This window comes from Gilliamella sp. B3801 (assembly GCF_026536645.1).
In the GTDB taxonomy this organism is placed as follows: domain Bacteria; phylum Pseudomonadota; class Gammaproteobacteria; order Enterobacterales; family Orbaceae; genus Gilliamella; species Gilliamella apicola_I.
The window spans coordinates 109,475-129,066 of record NZ_JAFNNR010000003.1; the positions used below are offsets into that span (position 1 = coordinate 109,475).

Below are 19,592 nucleotides of genomic sequence, written 5' to 3' on the forward strand. Positions count from 1 at the left end.
TAATGAGTAGGATGAATTCCTACTCATTGTCTGAAGATTAATCGGCTTTGTAGTGATCTTTTTCAGGCCAAATGATACTGGCAATAATACCGATAGCTAAAATGCCTAATACGATATAAAGGCTTGTTATAGGACTAATATCAATACCATGCCCAAATAAATGGTTACTTGCATTTAATGCTAATTTGATTGCTATAAAAAACAGTAAACAAATAACCGCTTTTCCTAAGTGAACTAAGTATTGTTTCATGGCTTCTAAAACAAAATACATGGTTCTAAGACCTAAAATTGCAAAAATCATGGCACTATAAACGATGAGTGGTTCTTGGCTAACCGCGATGACAGCAGGAACAGAATCAAAGGCAAACATCACATCGCTAAGTTCAATTACAGTAATACATAAAAAAAGCGGGGTTGCGTATAAAGCTCTTTTAGGTAATTTGCCAATTAAGTTACTGTTTTCCGGTTTTGCAAGTTCTTGATCTAACTGTTTAGAGGTTAATAAAAAATGATGCCCGACAATTTTAGGATAAGCGGGAAAAATACGTTTTGCTATTCGATAAGCGAAATGGTTTGAATAATCTTTTATTTCTTCATTTTCACCTTGATTTTTTAACATCATCAAACCGGTAAAAGCAACAATAACGGAAAAAACGAGTTCCATCCAAGGCCCTAAAGCTAATAAACCCGTCCCAATGATAACAAAAATAGCACGGAATATGATGGCGCCTATTACTCCCCAATAAAGCAAGCGATGACGATAATTTTCAGGTACAGAAAACCATGAAAAGATAGCCATAATCACAAATAAATTATCAACAGAGAGAGCCTTTTCAAGTACATAACCAGTGATAAATAAGCTCGCTATTGCACTACCATGATGAATATATAGATAAAGAGTAAATCCTAAAGCTACAGCAATCCAAAATAGTGACCATAATACAGCATTTTTTAAATTTATGGGTTTATCGTTATGATGTGCATATAAATCAATAACAATAGCTGTTAATGCTAATACAATAAAAACGATGACCGTTTCAATTGGAAAGCCTAATGAGTTGTGAATCATAATTTATCGCCTAATATGTAGTTATGTCATGATCTTTTAATAACAAAATTTAACTATTTTTACAGAACATATATATAAAAGTAGTTGAGTATATATTGATAGCAATAACAAAAAAAGATATATTTGTTTTCAATATCCCTTCCCATTAATTAAAATAATTTTGAGCTGATTTTGATGAAAAATTTCAAAGTAGTAAGTTTTTTTATTATTTCTTTTTTTTCCGCTATATTGCAAGCTCAGTCAGTTGAGTCTTATGTATCTTCGTTACCCAAAGGTAGTGATATATCAATTTTAGTTCAATCTGTTGATGACAAACCAAGAACATTAGCTAAATATAAAAGCGATCAATTTAAACAGCCAGCCAGTACCCAAAAAGTGATCACTGCACTTGCAGCAGAACTTGAATTAGGAGCGGATTTTAGATTTGAAACTAAAATGTTAACTAATGGTTCAATTGCCAATAAACAATTAAATGGTGATTTGATTATTCAACTGAGTGGTGATCCAACTTTTACGCGTGGTCAGTTAAAAAATATGCTGGCAAGTTTACGTGGGAAAGGGGTTGAAAAAATAACAGGAAAAGTCATTTTAGATACTTCTATATTTACCAGTCACGATAAAGCAGAAGGTTGGTCTTGGAATAATTTAACCGCTTGTTACAATGCACCGCCGTCAGCTGCAATTATCGATGATAATTGTTTTTATGTGACAATCAAACCGGGTAAGGTCGGTGCTAAAGCCTCTATTTCTGTTTCCTCAAATATTCCTGTCACGGTGACAGGTAATGTTAAAACTATAGCTAAAAACAGTAAAGATTTGAATGATAAATACTGTGAGCTTGATGCCAGTTATACTGACAAAAATCGCTATCAATTATCCGGATGTATTGCGTCAGGTTCAGATAAAATAGCATTAAAATTTGCTGTACTTAATGGGGTGGATTATTTTTCAAGTGTTTTGAAAAATGAGTTAAAACAACAGAAAATTTCGTTTAATGGTGCGATTTCAGCACGTAATGAGCCAATAAATAGCAAACTTTCATTATTAGTTTCAAGCCAGTCTGCACCGCTATCAGAATTGTTAACCGTAATGTTGAAAAAATCGAACAATCTGTACGCTGATGCTATCTTTAGAACAATTGGGGCTCATTACTTTAAAATTCAAGGTACATGGCGAAATAGTGGGGATGCGGTTAAACAAATTTTACTTAAAAAAGCTGGTATTGATCTCGAAAATTTGGTGATTGTTGACGGTTCAGGTTTGTCTAGATTGAATCTGGTCAGTGCAGACAAAATGATGGAAATTCTGCAATATATTTCAGCTCATGATCGCGATCTCAAAATTATTGAAAAACTTCCTGTTGCAGGGAAGGATGGAACATTACAATATCGCAAAAGCTTTAATCAACCGCCTTTTATAGAAACCATACGAGCAAAAACGGGATATATACAAGGCAGCTATAATTTAGCTGGATTTATTGAGAAGTCAGATGGAAAAATTATCGCTTTTGTTCAGTTACTTTCGGGGTATCATCCTGAAAGAAGGGATGAGCCTAAAAATAGTGCAATAATGCGTTTCGAATCTGAATTTTATAAAAAATTTGTGATTGGTGAATAAAAAATGATATTGGCACCTAGACAAAGGTGCCAAACCGTTAAACGCACTTATAGACTATCTGGTAAAAAACCACCGCTTTGATGTTTCCAAAGTTGAGCGTATAAACCATTTTTATTCAGTAATTCTTGATGTGTACCTTGTTCGATAATTTTTCCTTCATCCAAAACAACCAGTTTATCCATTGCGGCAATAGTTGATAAACGATGAGCTATAGCGATAACAGTTTTGCCTTCCATTAGTGCATATAAACTTTCTTGAATAGCTTGTTCAATTTCTGAATCTAATGCACTGGTTGCTTCATCAAGTAATAATATTGGTGCATTTTTTAAGATCACCCTAGCAATGGCAATGCGTTGCCTTTGACCACCCGATAGTTTTATACCTCGTTCACCAACATGAGCATCATAACCGGTTCTGCCATTAGCATCGATTAATGTTTGAATAAATTTATCTGCATGGGCTTTTTTAGCCGCATCTATCATCTCTTGTTCAGTAGCTTGATTATTACCATAAAGTAAATTTTCCCGAACAGTTCGATGTAACAAGGACGTGTCTTGTGTAACCATACCAATTTGCGCCCGTAAGCTTTCTTGATTAATCTCGGTAATGTCTTGTCCGTCAATAAGAATTTTACCTTGTTGTAAGTCATAAAAACGTAATAACAGATTAATTAATGTGGATTTTCCGGCGCCAGAACGTCCAACTAACCCTATTTTTTGACCGGGCTTAATAGTTAAATTGAGATCGTTAATTACCGAATTTCGAATCTTTTCATCGTAAGTGAAATAAATATTTTTAAATTCGATTTTTCCATCAGTCACATTTAGATTTTTGGCATTGGGTTTATCAACAATGGTTGTTGCAGTTGAAAATGTATTCATACCATCTTTCACAACCCCAATATTTTCAAATAAAGCTGCAAGCTCCCACATAATCCAATGTGATAAACCGTTTAAACGAAGCGCTAATGCTGTGGTTGTTGCAATAGCACCGATTCCAACTAATTGATTTGTCCATAACAGCAAGGCAACACCAGTCGTTGATAAAATAAGTAGAATAGATAGTAAATGATTCACGATTTCAAAACTGCTGACTAGTCGCATTTGTTTATTGACAGTAATCAAAAACTCATCCATAGACTCTTGGGCATACTTTGCTTCATTACCGGCATGAGAAAACAGTTTAACCGTCATAATGTTTGTATAAGCATCCGTTACACGTCCAGTCATGGTAGAACGAGCATCTGCTTGCATACTTGCAACTTTACTTAAGCGAGGAATAAAATAGTACATGGCTAAGCCATAAAGGACACACCACCCAAAGAATGGCAGCAATAGCCAAGGGGCTAATTGACCGATTACCGCAGCCATAGTTATAAACGAAATCAACACAAATATTAAGATATCAGCAACAAGAAAGCAGGTATCTCTAACGGCTAATGCAGTTTGCATAACTTTTGCCGATATTCTTCCGGCAAACTCATCTTGAAAAAAACGCATACTTTGATTAAGCACTAGTCGATGTAAATTCCAACGCATTCGCATTGGAAAATTTCCCGCTAAACATTGATGCTTGATGATTGTTTGTAATCCAATAATCAAAGTGCTGGATAAAATGATTAAGGTTAAGATTAATAGCGATGTTTTTTCTTTTTGCCAAAGCTCATTAGGTTCGACAATCGCAAGCCAATCCACCACTTTGCCAAGGGCAGCGAATAGAAAAGCTTCAAATGCGCCACTGAGTGCACTAAATATAATTAAAAGCAGCATGAATATTCGAGTGCCTTGGGTTGATTGCCATATAAAACCTAGAAAATTTTTAGCTGCTGGTTGCGGTTCACTTTTAGGATAAGGTGACACCAATTTTTCAAAAAATCGATACATAATTGACCTAATTATTTGCTATTTTTCATTAAATTGAATCGTTGATATTAACATTGCGAGTAGAATGAATAGAGTTAGATATCCTAAAACTGATGGATAGTTATGAAATTTAACAACATTTTACTAACTATTATTGCAGATTCTAAAAATATTAAAAACTAAAGCAAGAAAGAGTTCATTTTTTATTCTTTCTTGCTTTTCAATTATATCTTGAATAACGATATTTGCCTATTTTTTGACTAAAAAATATCTTTAATAATTTGTACAACTCGACCCACAAAATGGTACTTATCAAAATTTTCTTTAGAGACTTCAATGGTAGGGAATTGGTTATTGTTACAAATTAAAACCCATCCATTTTGCGTTAATCGAACTTTACGTAAAAAGGTAATATCTTCATATTCAACTAAATAGATTGCTCCATCAATAATTTCAACGATTTCAGTATTAATAATTAAACCATTATTATTGTTGATTTCAGGCGACATGAGATCCCCTTTAGCCCAATAAATGATTAATTTTTTGATATCTAATCCTCGATGAGAAGCCCAACCTTCAACAACGGGATAGTTCATGACAGGAGGTGTTTCTCGAATATATCGTTGTGATTGCGCTTCTTCTTTGGTTGGTAACTGTTTTTTATAGACGGGAATACGGTATATATTCTCGTTGTAGACATCTGCTTCATCTTCTTTAGGATCTAAAACTTCTAATTTATAGCCTGTTGCCAGCCAGTTATATGAAACATTGCATTTTTCAGCAATCACTTCCAGACGTGTCAAAGATGGATAAGTTTTTCCTGATAAATAATCTCTGATCACTGTTTCAGACATATCACATTTTTTAGCGAAGGCGGAGACAGATAAACCTTGCATTGAGCTATGTAATCTTTCTTTAAATGTTTTTACATTTTTATTTTTAATCATATTCATTTCTGATTTGTTTCTCCTATTACATCCGTTTTTCAAATTATAGTAGATATTTTATAAGTTTTACATACAACATTAAATGAAAAGCTAATATAAAAAAGTAATTTTTTGTAATTTTGTCTGAATTGTTCGTTTTATAGCAAGTTAATTATATCAATTTGCGTATTAAAAAATCAAAATATAGTGTTTTTAAAAAAATATTTTATTTTTGTTTTTCTGTTGGAATTTTGTTTATTTCCACGAGAAAAAAAGATTTTTGTCTGCTTTTTAAATGTTTTTTATTTTATATTTGATATATGTCAAATTAATTTATTTTCATGAGTTACTTACGTTAAATTTATTTATTTATTGATTTTAAAAGATTTAATTCTTGTTTTTGACCTTTTTCTTTTAAAATTTAAAATAAATAAAAAAACAAATAAAAACGTTGACTGAAACGAAAAAAAATGGATAATAAGCAGTGTAAGGATTTTTCATTGTTTTCTTTCCTTATATTCCTTATATTTCATGTTGGCCTGCATATTTATATGCAGGTCTTTTTTTTTTGCTTAAACTTCTTATGAAATCATCCCTTAAAAGGTATAATGTATAAACATATATACCATTTGTTTACAATTCTATTGTTAGACGAATTAATAAAATTTAATAAAGAGGATTTTATTATGTCATTTAGTATCCCACATCTTTTAGTCTTTCTTGCTGTTGTCGTCTTGTTATTTGGTACTAAAAAACTACGAAACTTAGGATCTGATTTAGGTTCGGCGCTGAAAGGGTTTAAAAAGGAGATGAGTGAAGATATTGAATCTAAGAATGATCCTAAATTAGATAATAAATAATTGAACTATGAGTATTCAATTTGATGTCGCCATTGTTGGGGGTGGCTTAGTAGGTTTGGCAACGGCTTGTGCTTTAAGTCATTATGATTTGAAAATTGCCATTATTGATAAAAATATTCACCTACATGAAAGTTTGCCAAAGCATAAGATTGGGGTCAGAGCTTCAGCGCTAAATGGTGCTAGCCAGCGCTATTTTGCTCAAATTGGTGTATGGGATGCACTTTGCTTAAGTGGTCGTGTGCAAGAGTTTACCGAAATTGATGTGTGGGAAAAGAATGGTCAGGCTCATTTATCAGCACAGGCTAAGGATTATGGTTATCAAAATTTAGGTTATATCATTGAAAATCACGTTATGTCTCATTATTTATATCACTATGCTTTAGCTAGTAACAACATAACGATTTATAGTCAAGCAGTGATAGATAGTGTATTCGATGATAATAGTGCTTTTTTGACCTTGGCAGATCAGGTTACTTTACCAGCGAAACTTATTATTGGTGCAGATGGTGCAAATTCATGGATTCGTCAGCATGAAAATATTTCGGTTTTAGAACGTAATTATATTCATCACGCACTTATTACAACCGTTGAAACCGAATATCCTCATCATGCTTGTGCAAAACAAATTTTTTATCCCAATGGTATTGTTGCCTTTCTTCCCCTTTATCATCCTAATAAAAGTTGTTTAGTATGGTCAACTAAACCTGATAATGCAGCTAATTTAGCTTTGTTATCTGAAACCGACTTTTCTCATCAATTATTTCAATTAACAGGTGATAAAGTAGGCCACTGTCAGTTAATTAACCCAAGAATGATTTTTCCATTAAAAGCACGCTTTGCCAAGCAGTTTGTTAAACATCGTTTAGTTTTAGTTGGCGATGCAGCGCACACAATTCATCCTTTAGCTGGGCAAGGCGTCAACTTAGGTTTTCAAGATTCGGCCTTGTTAGTGTCGACAATAAAAAAATTAATCGATGAGAATCAGGATATTGGCTTGGTCAGTAATCTAAAATCATTTCAGTTTACGCGTCGTAAAGATACGATGGTAATGTTAGCGGCAATGCAAACTATTCAAGATATGTTTAATGGGGATAACTTATTTAAGAAGGCACTAAGAACGGTAGGCATGAATACTATTGATTATTGTTCTCCATTAAAAAAACAGTTAATTAAATATGCCATGAAGATATAAATTTGCTGATGTTTATTATCCTGTAGCGTGTGCTACAGGAAGTAAAATTTTAGCTTAAGTTATTTAAAGGCGATTTGATAAGATGCCGGAACAAATGGCGATGAAGGAATACGTAAAGGCCAATATGGATCATTTAATAAGCCTCGACCAACAGCTATCAAATCTGCATCACCTCGGCTTAAAACGTAATCGGCTAAGTAATGATCCTCAAGCATACCAACAGCTATTATTGGCAAATCTATCGATTGTCTGATAGCGCTAGCCAAGTAAACTTGATAACCGGCATGAAAATCAGGGGTGTGAGCTGGATCAAGTTGTCCGTCACCGCCACCACTCACATCTAAAACGTCAGCGCCCGCATCGGCAAAACGTTTAGCTATTTTGCATCCATAATCAACACTATATCCATCTTTACCATATTCTTGCGCTGAAAACCGAATAATTAACGGCATGTCAGGTGGCATAACCGATTTAGCGGCTTTAATAACTTGTTCTCCAAAGAGTAACTTATCTTGACCATATTCATCGGTTCGTAAATTGGTTTTAGGTGAACTGAATTGATGTATTAAGTAACCATGTGCGCCATGGATTTCAATTGCATCGAAACCAGCTTCAACGGCCCGACGGGTTGATTCTTTAAATTTTTGAATAATGTCAGCGATTTCATTTTTTGATAATTCTCTTGGCATTTGATATTGCCACTGTTTATTGGCTTCGTTAACGCCGTCATAAAGAAGGGGAGAGCAAGATACCACATCATCAGCTCCCAACGCTTTACGCCCTGCATGGGCAATTTGAATGGCTATTTTGCCATTTTGGGCGTGAACGGCATCAACAATGCGTTTAAACTGATCACGTTGTTCATCATTCCATAAGCCTAGACAATTTGGCGAGATTCGTCCATTTGGTGCAACATTCGTCATTTCAACAATAATTAAACCAACGCCCCCAACAGCTCTTGAAACATAATGAATAAAATGCCAATCATTTGGTAAACCATCTTTAGCTTGATATTGACACATTGGAGGCATAACAATACGATTTTTTAATGATAATCTTTTAATCGTAAAAGGCGTATTTAAATAAGATATTTTAGCCATATAGAATTCCTTAAATTATTGGTGAACAATAGATTCTCAACTTTTTGTGAAGAATAATTAAGCTATAATATCTCTAATTTAACCGATAGTTAACCAACCGATCAATTTTAAGCTCATTTAATCAATCATGAATTCAATTGCTTCAATAAATTGTAAATGGGTGTTGCTAAGCCAATTTTCGCATTTTCTGTTGTTAAGTTATACCAATAGCCATTACTTTCATCTAAACATTTCGTGTTGTTAACCATGATGCAATGAATCGGTATGATATCTAAATGAAAATGGCTAAAAGTATGGCGAAAAGAAATCAATTGTTGTGGTGGAGTTGTTTGAATTCCACAATCGTTTAGCCAATTGATTAATGCTTGCTTTGTAGCAAATTGTGGTGGGCAATATAAACCGCCCCAGATACCCGATGGCGGTCGTTTTTCAAGCCATATACTCTGGTTGTATTCTAGCATCAAAAAATAAGCCGATTTTTCAGGAGTTGTTGTTTTCGGTTTTTTGGTAGGATATTGTTGCCAACTGTTTGTTTGATGAGCGATACAATCACTTTGTAGTGGGCATAAGTTACATTTAGGTTTAGTGCGAGTGCAAACCATTGCACCTATATCCATCATCGCTTGATTAAATTTTGCTACATCATGCTTTGGTGTGACCTGTTCGCTCAATTGCCAAAGTCTGTTTTCAATGCTTTTATTGCCAGTCCAACCTTCAACAGCAAAAAAGCGTGTTAAAACCCGTTTTACATTACCATCTAAAATAGGGTAATGTTGGTTTTGAGATAGCGACAAAATTGCGCCAGCAGTTGACCGCCCAACACCGGGTAAGGCAACGACATCATCAAATAAAGTAGGGAAGTGACCTTTAAACTTGTCAGTAACCATTTTCGCCGCTTTATGTAAATTACGGGCTCGAGCATAGTAACCCAATCCAGTCCACAAATGTAACACATCATCAATCGGGGCGTGTGCTAAATCGGTTATCTTCGGAAAATGCTCAATAAAACGATTGAAGTAGGGGATGACAGTTACAACTTGAGTTTGTTGGAGCATCACTTCAGACAACCAAACATGGTAAGAACTTTTTTCAATTTGCCATGGTAACGTTTTTCTGCCGTACTGTTCATACCACTTGAGCACGGCATTTGAAAATTTTTGCATAGTGTTAATAATATATTACATGAGAGAAGAAATGGAATCACTTGTATAACAGCCAAGCACTTTGGTGTATAAGGTAATAGCTGAGAGTTCCTTGAGCGCAGTTTGCATTTCATGAGAATTTAGATTACCTTGTAGATCGATATAAAACATCTCTTCCCATGGCGTACCATGGATTGGTCGAGACTCCAGCTTTGTCATGACAATGTTGTGATTGCGCAATACTAGTAATGCATCAACTAAAGCCCCAGCTTGTTGACCTGTTTTCATTAGGATAGTTGTTTTAGCAGGTATCTGATTTGAAACGTCAACAGGATGTCGAGCTAACACAATAAAGCGAGTGATATTTTCTTTTTGATTAGCAAAATCATGTTCAAGTACTTGTAGTCCATATAATTCACCGCCATCTTTGTTACCCATTGCTGCAACATTTGGCTTATTGAGGCTTGCTACCATCTCCATAGCTGACGAGGTACTGTCGCAATAGACAATTTTCCAATGAGGTGATTTTTCTAAAAAGTTACTGCATTGTTGAAATGGTTGTGGATGACTATAAATAGTGTCAATTTGCTCCAGTTTGGCATCAGCAATAGCAAGTACGCAGTGATCTATAGGTAATGAAAGTTCACCAATGATATGTAAATTGGTTTTTTGTAAAAGATCATAAACTTCATTAATCGAACCAGAGCTTGAATTTTCGATAGGTAAAATACCAAAATCCACCACTCCTTTTTCGACTTGCTCAAAAACATCTTTAAAGGTTGAACAACTAGATTCCGTCATTTCTTCAAAGTGAGCACTCGCATAACGTCGCGCAGCAGAGTGGGAGTAAGAGCCTTTGGGCCCTAAAAAAGCAACTTTTGCCGTCGCTATGGTGTTGTGATTAAGTTTTTCTTGTAAGATCTTTTGTTGTAGTAGAACGGAATCTTCAATAATAACCTGATATAGACGTTTTATTAAAATATCATCAAGATGATAGTCTTTTCCTTGATGAATAAGTGAATTGATTAATGAGCGTTCACGTTCTAAATCACGCAAAGGAATGTTGGCTTCAATTTTTGTTTGAATGACTTGTGTTGAAATTTGGCGACGTTTAGCTACAAGTTCTAATAATTTCGCATCAATTTCATTAATTTTATCTCGCAAGGGTAGTAAAGGATTAACAGTCATTTGGCTTAATTAAGTAAAAAATAGATGTGTAATATTATAACAAGCTAAAAAATAAAGGCACTATCAAAGTGCCTTTTAATTTATTTGTGATCATCTATTTTCTAAACTTGCTCTTCCAGTACGGATCCTTTGATGCTATCAAAGGCTCGGCGAGATTCCCCTTTATGCTGAATCTTATTGAGTTGTTTTTCGAGTTTTCCAATAAGATCATTAATTGCTGCATACATATCAATGTGTTTAGCTGAAGCAACTAACGGTGTGCCTTTGGTTGCAATGGTGGCATCAATAATAAATCCATCAGGTTCCTTCGATAATATAAAGTGAGGGTTGATTAACAGTGCTCTCCATTTATCTAGTTTCGAAAACTTATCTTCAAGATAACGACGAATTGCAGGAGTAATGTCCATTTGTTTACTGGTAATACTTAACGTCATGATTGACCTCCACTATGTTTACTAAAAAGTTTACTAAAAAATTCGCTAACAAATTGAGCTAACTCAATGGGGGATTTCTACCTCTACATTGGCAAATTATTGCAGTTTCGTCAATCAGTTATTTATTTATTCTGTAAATTTTGTGATTAACATTCAAAATAATTTCTGCTGATTTTAATCAATCAGATTTCAAATCTGCATTTTGCCATCTTTTTCCTATATACTGTTAACTATTTGGTTCTAATAGGAACTCGATACTTTTTAATGAGGATATTGTGAATTATTTAGATAACGTGAAGATTGTTTTAGTTGAAACTTCGCATACTGGTAATATGGGTTCAGCCGCTAGAGCAATGAAAACAATGGGATTAACGCATCTTTGTTTGGTTAACCCAGTAATAAAACCAGATTCTCAATCTATTTCTTTAGCAGCTGGAGCGAGTGATATTATAAAACAAGCCCAAATTTTTTCATCTTTGGATGAGGCGATTGCAGATTGTCGGTTAGTGATCGGGACTAGTGCTCGTCCTCGCAGCTTACAGTGGCCGAATTTAACACCAAAAGAGTGTGGCGATAAAATTATTCAAGAAGCATCTAATAATGATGCAAATGTTGCTTTGGTTTTTGGTCGTGAACGAGTGGGATTAACTAATGAGGAGTTGCAAAAGTGCCATTATCATGTTGGGATTCCTGCAAATCCAGCTTATAGCTCATTGAATTTGGCGATGTCAGTACAAGTGCTTTGTTATGAAATACGAATGTCGATGTTAAATATTGATTCTGTTTTAACTGAACAAGAGGCTGATATAAATAGTATTGAGTTTCCCAAAGATGAAGACATCGAACGTTTCTATCAGCATTTAGAACAAACTTTGTTGAAAACTGAATTTATTAATGCTAATCACCCCGGTCAAATTATGGGGCGCTTACGTCGGTTATTTACTCGCGCACGGATTGAACAACAAGAGTTAAATATTTTACGGGGTATTTTAACGTCAGTGGATAAAAAATTAAGATAGATGATTATCAACACCCATTTTTAAATGGGTGTTTTAACTTATATCATCAACTTTTTTTGCGCCAAGTCGTGCCATTCGCACCATCTTCAAGCACGATATTCATAGCATTTAGTTTATCTCGGGCTTCATCGGCTAACGCCCAATTTTTACTGGCGCGGGCTTCATTACGTTGTTGAATCAAAGCATCAATTAAGGTGCTATCAACATCGTCTTGTGATTCGCCTTGTAAAAATTTGACTGGATCTTGTTCTAATAAACCTAGAACAGCAGATAAATAGCGTAATTCGGCTGCCAATTCATTGGCATGCGCCATATCATTTTCCGCTTTTGCTTTATTAATTTCACGCGCGAGATCAAATAGTGTGGAATAGGCTTCAGGTGTATTAAAGTCATCATTCATTGCTTGACAGAATTGACGGTAATAATCACTGTCTGGTGTGGTATGAGGATGATTAGGATCGGTATCCCGTAAAGCTGTATATAAACGCTCTAGTGCCATTCTGGCTTGTTTTAGATTTTCTTCACTATAGTTGAGTTGACTGCGATAGTGACCTGACAATAAGAAATAGCGAACTGTTTCTGCATCATAATGCTTTAATACATCACGAATCGTGAAAAAGTTATTTAGTGATTTTGACATTTTTTCTTGGTCAATCATTACCATACCCGAATGCATCCAATAATTTACATATTGTCCATCATGAGCACAAGTTGATTGAGCAATTTCATTTTCGTGGTGTGGGAACATCAAATCAGACCCACCACCATGAATATCAAAATGATTACCCAATTGGTAGCTATTCATTGCTGAACATTCAATATGCCAACCAGGACGACCTTTACCCCATGGTGAATCCCAACTTGGTTCGTTTGGTTTAGACATTTTCCATAACACAAAGTCCATTGGATTGCGTTTTACATCAACAACATCAACACGGGCACCCGCTTGTAATTGTTCTAAATTTTGACGAGATAAAATACCATAATTAGGATCACTATCGACGGAAAACATTACATCGCCATTATCAGCAATATAAGCATGGTCTTTTTTTATTAACTCTTCAACCAATTCAATAATTTGTTGCATATGTTGAGTTGCACGAGGTTCAACGTCAGGACGTTTAATATTCAATGCATCAAAATCAGCATACATCTCTTGTAACATACGTTCGGTCAATTGTTCACAGGTTTCGCCATTTTCAAGGGCTCTTTTAATGATTTTATCATCAATATCGGTAATGTTACGGACATAAGTTAAGTCATAACCTAAAAAACGTAGATAACGAGAAACAACATCAAATGCGACAAAAGTGCGCCCATGACCAATATGACAAAGATCGTAAATCGTCACACCACAGACATAAAGCCCGACTTTATTGGGGGTAATGGATTGAAATACTTCTTTTTCTCGAGATAATGTATTGAATATTTTAAGCATTCTAGTTTACTATTTATTAATAAGTGATTTTGGAGATTAATATAACAAAAATCGCCATACGACGAAATTACTTATTCACATCTTTACAACGAAAATGAAAGGAATCTAATTTATGCCATTCGGTTTTTTGATGCTACAGGCGTAGGTTTAAAAGCGGTGAGTATGATAACTGATGCTAAACCAAAAAATAAAATTCATTGAATTATCGATAAGAATTATTTTGATAATTGCATTAATTAATTGGCGGAAGAAATCCGCCAATTTTGATTTGAAACGAATTTTTTATCTGAAAAGACGATAAAGATAGATTAATAAAATCGCCCCTAATACTGAGATAAACAAACTTGGGAAATTGAATCCAGTGACGCTTCCCCAGCCGAAGAAAGTACTTATATATCCTCCTACCAAGGCTCCCGCGATACCGAGTAGAATGGTTTTCACCACCCCAACACTGCCTAGAGGCATGAAAAATTTAGCAATCCAACCGGCAATTAATCCTAGAATAATCCAACTTATAATACCCATGATAATTTACCCTTATTTTGTTGTATTTAATGTTAGTTTACAGATGTAGTAAATTGAATTAAAAAAAGTAATACACTTTTTAAACGTATAAATTACTAATAACAAAACTAGATGAAGATTGATGACAATTGATAAATAGAGAACAGTTTTATGAACGTACGGCATAAAATAATTTAGCTATATTCTATAATTTTTTTTATTAAATGTTTAGATATTTTATTAAGCTTTACAATTTATTTTTTAGCTTAGTATGGAATTTAGCTTGAACTTAACAGATAAAGAGGAAGAGATTATCTTCCTCATAGAGAGTATTATTCAAAAATTGTTTTGTGGAGAATTTTAATGATGTCTTCCGCATCATTACTTCTTGATAATAAACAAAGGTTATGCGTGCTAGCACCGTAACAGCAAAGTCGAATGATAAAATCATCTAAGACACCAAATACTTCTTTGGCTATACCTTTGGTTGATGTCAGTTTATTACCAATAATGGCAATTAGAGCTAAATCTTCTTCAACATCGACATGGCAAAGTGTGGAAAGCTCATCAAATAGTGCTTTAGTTAATAAACTGGTGCCATTGGTGTTGGTTCCTGTCGTATCAATGGTTAATGCAATGCTGACTTCTGACGTTGTGACTAAATCAACCGAAATATTATGTTTAGCCAGTATAGTAAACACATTCGCTAAAAAGCCTTGAGCATGTAACATATTTAAACTAGTTAACGTAAGTAAGGTTTGTTTGCGGCGCAATGCTAATGCTCTAAATGATGGCAGATCGGATTTGATACTGTTGGTATTATAAACAATTGTTCCGCCTGCTTGTGGCGTTTTACTCGACCCGACAAATACTGGGATATTGCTTCGAACAGCTGGCACCAGTGTTGCAGGATGTAACACTTTAGCGCCAAATGTTGCCATTTCAGCCGCTTCAGCAAAAGAAATTTCGTCAATGCGTTTAGCGGATGGCGCAATTCGAGGATCGGTAGTATAGATACCTGCAACATCTGTCCAAATATCGATTTGTGTTGCATTTAATGCTTCACCAAGCAAAGCGGCAGTATAATCGCTACCACCTCGACCTAAGGTAGTGGTTTTACCGGTGCTTTCAGAACCAATAAATCCTTGTGTAACAATAATGTTATTGGCATACAATGATTTTAAATGTGCACAACAGAGTTGTTTAATATCTTCAATTATTGGTGTGGCTTTACCAAACTTATTATCCGTCCGCATGACTTTACGCACATCGAACCATAACACATTTTTCTGTTTTTCTTTCAATATTTCTACAAAAAGTTTAGAAGACATAATTTCGCCATGACTGACAAGTTCGTCGGTTAGGGCGGATGATGTAGCGAGACTAGCGGCTTCTGATAAAGAGGCAATATTAGCAATTATCTGATCTATCTCAGCACGTAATGTAGGATTTTGAGGAAGTTGTTCTAAAATACTATATTGAATAGATTGAATTTTCGCAATGTGTTGTGCTCTTACTTCAGCATCTCGCCCTTCAGCTAAAGCTACTAATAAATTTGTAATACCTGCAGAGGCAGATAATACCACAACTTTGACATTCGGATTGGTGACAACGATATTTGCACTGTTTACCATAGATTGGTAATCGGCAACACTGGTACCACCAAATTTAGCAATTACAAATGATGTTTCCATGAATTCCTCATATTAAAAATTATTATTTTTAACAGAGTTAGAGCGAGGTCATGACTTATTTACCGTTAAGGAAAATGAGTAAAACCCTGAAGCGCTCCACCTGTTAGGGTGACAACCCAAGGGATTCAGCCCTTGCAGTCGATCTAACTGAGTTCTGGATTATCAATTAAATCTCGGCATTACATCCCCTCAATCATTTATTAACGGTTCCAGCCCCTAAAATAATCTACCTGAGTAATGCGCCTCTTCGTTCTTGTGATTTAAATTACAAAATCAGTGTGTATAGAATTAACGATTCTGTTAATTGTGTCAATAGGTTAAATATTAAAAATTCAAATAATAACAGAAAAGTTAACTGATCAGTTTTTATAATTCCTGTTCAAATAGCTCAAGAATAATTTGATATAATTTTTTCACCGTACATCCTTTCGTTGGTGTACTGAAAATTGTATCATCGCCAGCAATGGAACCTAAAATACCTTCTGATTTTCCGATTGAATCAAGTAATCTTGCGATAAGTTGCGCAGCGCCTGGGCTAGTTCGAATGACGACCATTGAACTATTATAATCAATGTCTAAAACCAAATTTTTTAATGGGCTACTTGTCGTTGGAACACTGATTTCAGCGGGTAAACAATAAACCATCTCCGATTTGGCATTTCGTGTTCTCACGGCACCAAATTTAGTTAACATTCTTGATACTTTAGATTGATTAATATTGTCAAAACCTTGCTCTTGAAGAGCTTGAACAATTTCAACTTGTGAACTAAATTTTTCTTGACTTAGCATCTCTTTAAATACGCGAGTGAAATCATCTTGTTTCATAGTGTTCCTTTGGATTAAATGTTTTACTGTTTTGACATTCAATTTTATTTATAAACATTGCTTAAAAGTTTAAAATCAATCAGATATAACAATATAGAAGTCAGAAGTTATCTTTTATTGCACAAAAACTTTTATCGAATGGAGAAATAAAAGCAGTTTATTTTATTAGATAATTATGCATCAAAGTTGCATAAAACTAAAGTTTCTATTTTACAGGTTTATTCGGTCGAAAAGCTTTAACAACATGTTCATGTGTTTCGATGTATGGTCCTTCTAATAGCTCAATACAGTAAGGCACACTGGCAAAAATACCATTTACAATCACATTTCCAGCATTATCTTTCACACCTTCTAATGTTTCTTGAATAGATTTAGGTCTGCCAGGTAGATTCAGAATTAAACATTTGTTTCGTATTGCACCGATTTGTCTGGATAGAATTGCAGTGGGCACAAAATGCAAACCAATTTGACGCATTTGTTCACCAAAGCCAGGTAAAATACGATCGGCTATCGCTATTGTTGCATCGGGTGTGACGTCTCTTAAAGCTGGCCCTGTTCCGCCAGTTGTCAGTATTAAATCACAATGTAATTTATCCACCAAATCGCATAAGGTTTGTTCAATTAACGGTTGTTCATCAGGGATAATACGCGGTAGGGTTTCAAACGGGGTTTTTAATGTTTTTGTTAACCAGGTAATTAAAGATGGAATTCCTTCATCTTCATATACACCATTAAATGCACGGTCTGATACCGAAACCAACCCAATCTTAATCATAATATTCTTTCCTTACTTAATGATTTATTTTAACTTAACTTAGTTTAAGCGTTTGTGAGTTGATTTTAACAAACATTAATCTTTTTTATGTTTTGTTAATGGGGTGCCATATAATCAATTCAAATAATGCTAAAAAGCGCTTTACAATGAATAATTATATTGTCAATATTAATTCACATCAAATAGGATTTTATAGCAATTTAATTATAAAATATTCAATTAGGATACATCCATGTCATCTATTCCTGCACTTGAGTTAATTGAACTCAAAAAAATTTATAAAAATGGTGTAGAAGCATTAAAAGGTATTAATTTAACTGTACAAGCTGGTGATTTTTATGCACTGCTTGGGCCTAATGGTGCTGGAAAATCCACTACGATTGGAATCATAAGTTCTTTGGTTACCAAAACATCGGGTCAAGTTAAAATTTTTGGATTTGATTTAGATAAAGATATTGTCAACGCCAAAAGGCAGTTAGGGTTAGTGCCTCAAGAATTTAATTTCAATCAGTTTGAAGAAGTACTGCAAATTGTTGCAAACCAAGGTGGATATTACGGATTACCCCGTAAATTAGCACTTGAACGTGCTGAAAAATATTTACGTATTTTAGATCTTTGGGATAAGCGTAATAGCCGAGCAGGTATGTTATCAGGTGGCATGAAAAGACGACTCATGATAGCAAGAGCATTAGTTCATGAACCTAAATTATTAATTCTTGATGAACCAACGGCAGGGGTTGATATTGAATTACGACGTTCTATGTGGGATTTTTTAAGAGAAATCAATCGTCAGGGTATTACGATTATTTTGACCACACATTATTTAGAAGAAGCAGAAATGTTATGTCGGCATATTGGTATTATTCAACATGGTGAACTCATTGCTAATTCCTCTATGCGTGATTTACTGGCGAATAGTCAATCTGAAACGATTATTATCGATTATTTACCAACCAGTCAGCCTATAGTTTTAAACGATTATGCATTTACCAATGTAGAGCCAGGCGTGTTGGAAGTTAAAGTCGATAAACAGCATGGATTAAATCAATTGTTTGAGCAACTTAATCAACAACAAATCAAAGTTATCAGTATGCGCAATAAAACCAATCGACTTGAAGAGTTATTTGTTGATTTAGTCCGTAATGATACTCAAACAAAAGGAGCCGATAATGAATAACTTATACTGGATAGCCCTAAAAAGTATCTGGCGTAAAGAGGTGATACGATTTTTAAGAATTTGGATTCAAACCTTAATTCCTCCTGTTATAACTATGTCGCTTTACTTTATTATCTTTGGCAATTTAATTGGGTCACGAGTTGGCAATATGGGTGGTCATAGTTATATGGCATTTATTGTACCGGGATTAATTATGATGTCGGTAATTACCAACTCTTATACAAATGTTTGTTCATCATTTTTTAGTGCTAAATTTCAACGTAATATCGAAGAACTTTTAGTTGCACCTGTTCCAACACATATCTTAATTTGGGGATTTGTTGGTGGTGGCGTTATTCGAGGTATTTTAACTGGCGCTTTAGTGACAATGGTATCCCTTTTTTTTGTGACTTATGAAGTTCATTCTTGGGTATTCGTTATTTTCACACTACTATTAACTTCAATACTATTCTCGTTAGCTGGACTGTTAAATGCAGTTTATGCTAAAACATTTGATGATATTAGTATTGTGCCAACATTTGTGTTAACGCCGTTAACTTATCTTGGGGGGGTATTTTATTCAATCACGTTACTGCCAACATTTTGGCAATGGGTATCTAAATTAAATCCTATTGTCTATATGATTAATGGTTTTCGTTATGGTTTTCTTGGTACCACAGATGTTTCGCTATGGATCACTTTTTCAATGCTTATCTTGTTTGTGGTGATTTTATATATCGCTGTGTGGCGTTTGATTGAAAGTGGTAAAGGATTAAGAAGTTAAGCAGTAA

Annotated in this window: 18 protein-coding genes and 1 riboswitch; of the genes, 6 read left to right on the top strand and 12 right to left on the bottom strand. The window is 34.5% G+C overall.

Annotation, left to right across the window (positions count from 1 at the left end; all coding sequences use genetic code 11):
- Positions 1–37: 37 nt before the first annotated feature.
- Positions 38–1,069, bottom strand: coding sequence for a TerC/Alx family metal homeostasis membrane protein (locus tag J3U14_RS03290; RefSeq protein ID WP_267349716.1), 1,032 nt, complete (start codon positions 1,067–1,069; stop codon positions 38–40).
- Between the two features lie 174 nt (positions 1,070–1,243).
- Here J3U14_RS03290 and dacB point away from each other — a divergent pair, with 174 nt between their 5' ends.
- Positions 1,244–2,686, top strand: coding sequence for a serine-type D-Ala-D-Ala carboxypeptidase (dacB, locus tag J3U14_RS03295; protein ID WP_267349715.1), 1,443 nt, complete (start codon positions 1,244–1,246; stop codon positions 2,684–2,686).
- 47 nt (positions 2,687–2,733) lie between these two features.
- Here the strand turns inward: dacB and J3U14_RS03300 are convergent, their stop codons facing one another.
- Positions 2,734–4,569, bottom strand: coding sequence for an ABC transporter ATP-binding protein (locus tag J3U14_RS03300; protein ID WP_267349714.1), 1,836 nt, complete (start codon positions 4,567–4,569; stop codon positions 2,734–2,736).
- A gap of 239 nt (positions 4,570–4,808) precedes the next feature.
- Positions 4,809–5,501, bottom strand: a complete 693-nt coding sequence (locus J3U14_RS03305; RefSeq protein WP_267349713.1) for a LexA family transcriptional regulator — start codon at positions 5,499–5,501, stop codon at positions 4,809–4,811.
- Between the two features lie 659 nt (positions 5,502–6,160).
- On the opposite strand from J3U14_RS03305, the gene tatA reads away from it, so the two are divergent.
- Positions 6,161–6,334, top strand: coding sequence for a twin-arginine translocase TatA/TatE family subunit (gene tatA, locus J3U14_RS03310; protein WP_411590960.1), 174 nt, complete (start codon positions 6,161–6,163; stop codon positions 6,332–6,334).
- Positions 6,335–6,341: 7 nt separating this feature from the next.
- Positions 6,342–7,526 (top strand): FAD-dependent monooxygenase, encoded by a 1,185-nt coding sequence (locus J3U14_RS03315; RefSeq protein WP_267349712.1) that lies wholly within the window; start codon positions 6,342–6,344, stop codon positions 7,524–7,526.
- 59 nt (positions 7,527–7,585) lie between these two features.
- Here J3U14_RS03315 and J3U14_RS03320 read toward each other — a convergent pair whose 3' ends face one another.
- The 4 genes from J3U14_RS03320 to raiA all read right to left on the bottom strand — a co-directional run bounded on the left by J3U14_RS03320 (position 7,586) and on the right by raiA (position 11,390).
- Positions 7,586–8,626: an NADH:flavin oxidoreductase/NADH oxidase gene (locus J3U14_RS03320; protein WP_267349711.1), complete on the bottom strand. Its 1,041-nt coding sequence runs from the start codon at positions 8,624–8,626 to the stop codon at positions 7,586–7,588.
- Between the two features lie 125 nt (positions 8,627–8,751).
- Positions 8,752–9,789 carry an A/G-specific adenine glycosylase gene (mutY, locus tag J3U14_RS03325; protein ID WP_267349710.1) on the bottom strand — a complete coding sequence of 346 codons (1,038 nt, stop codon included), beginning with the start codon at positions 9,787–9,789 and terminating at the stop codon, positions 8,752–8,754.
- Positions 9,790–9,804: 15 nt separating this feature from the next.
- Complete coding sequence (pheA, locus tag J3U14_RS03330) at positions 9,805–10,956, bottom strand: bifunctional chorismate mutase/prephenate dehydratase (RefSeq protein ID WP_267349709.1); 1,152 nt, start codon at positions 10,954–10,956, stop codon at positions 9,805–9,807.
- A gap of 101 nt (positions 10,957–11,057) precedes the next feature.
- Positions 11,058–11,390: a ribosome-associated translation inhibitor RaiA gene (gene raiA / locus J3U14_RS03335; protein WP_267349708.1), complete on the bottom strand. Its 333-nt coding sequence runs from the start codon at positions 11,388–11,390 to the stop codon at positions 11,058–11,060.
- Positions 11,391–11,722: 332 nt separating this feature from the next.
- Here raiA and trmJ point away from each other — a divergent pair, with 332 nt between their 5' ends.
- A complete protein-coding gene (trmJ, locus tag J3U14_RS03340) occupies positions 11,723–12,409 on the top strand; it encodes a tRNA (cytosine(32)/uridine(32)-2'-O)-methyltransferase TrmJ (RefSeq protein ID WP_411603780.1) in 687 nt (228 codons plus the stop codon).
- A 46-nt stretch (positions 12,410–12,455) separates the two neighbouring features.
- Here trmJ and cysS read toward each other — a convergent pair whose 3' ends face one another.
- The 5 genes from cysS to mog all read right to left on the bottom strand — a co-directional run bounded on the left by cysS (position 12,456) and on the right by mog (position 17,645).
- Positions 12,456–13,847, bottom strand: a complete 1,392-nt coding sequence (gene cysS, locus J3U14_RS03345) for a cysteine--tRNA ligase (RefSeq protein ID WP_267349706.1) — start codon at positions 13,845–13,847, stop codon at positions 12,456–12,458.
- Between the two features lie 282 nt (positions 13,848–14,129).
- Positions 14,130–14,372 carry a GlsB/YeaQ/YmgE family stress response membrane protein gene (locus tag J3U14_RS03350; RefSeq protein ID WP_065558750.1) on the bottom strand — a complete coding sequence of 81 codons (243 nt, stop codon included), beginning with the start codon at positions 14,370–14,372 and terminating at the stop codon, positions 14,130–14,132.
- A gap of 311 nt (positions 14,373–14,683) precedes the next feature.
- Positions 14,684–16,045 carry a lysine-sensitive aspartokinase 3 gene (gene lysC / locus J3U14_RS03355; protein ID WP_267349704.1) on the bottom strand — a complete coding sequence of 454 codons (1,362 nt, stop codon included), beginning with the start codon at positions 16,043–16,045 and terminating at the stop codon, positions 14,684–14,686.
- An 81-nt stretch (positions 16,046–16,126) separates the two neighbouring features.
- A riboswitch (Lysine riboswitch) is annotated at positions 16,127–16,301 on the bottom strand.
- A gap of 110 nt (positions 16,302–16,411) precedes the next feature.
- Entirely contained in the window at positions 16,412–16,870 is a 459-nt protein-coding gene (gene argR, locus J3U14_RS03360) for a transcriptional regulator ArgR (protein ID WP_065558748.1), read from the bottom strand.
- A gap of 205 nt (positions 16,871–17,075) precedes the next feature.
- Positions 17,076–17,645, bottom strand: coding sequence for a molybdopterin adenylyltransferase (gene mog / locus J3U14_RS03365; protein ID WP_267349701.1), 570 nt, complete (start codon positions 17,643–17,645; stop codon positions 17,076–17,078).
- A gap of 232 nt (positions 17,646–17,877) precedes the next feature.
- Between mog and J3U14_RS03370 the strand changes: the two genes are divergently transcribed.
- Complete coding sequence (locus J3U14_RS03370; protein WP_267349700.1) at positions 17,878–18,822, top strand: ABC transporter ATP-binding protein; 945 nt, start codon at positions 17,878–17,880, stop codon at positions 18,820–18,822.
- Entirely contained in the window at positions 18,815–19,585 is a 771-nt protein-coding gene (locus J3U14_RS03375) for an ABC transporter permease (protein WP_267349698.1), read from the top strand. The genes J3U14_RS03370 and J3U14_RS03375 overlap by 8 nt, the downstream gene beginning before the upstream one ends.
- The last annotated feature ends 7 nt before the right edge of the window (positions 19,586–19,592 follow it).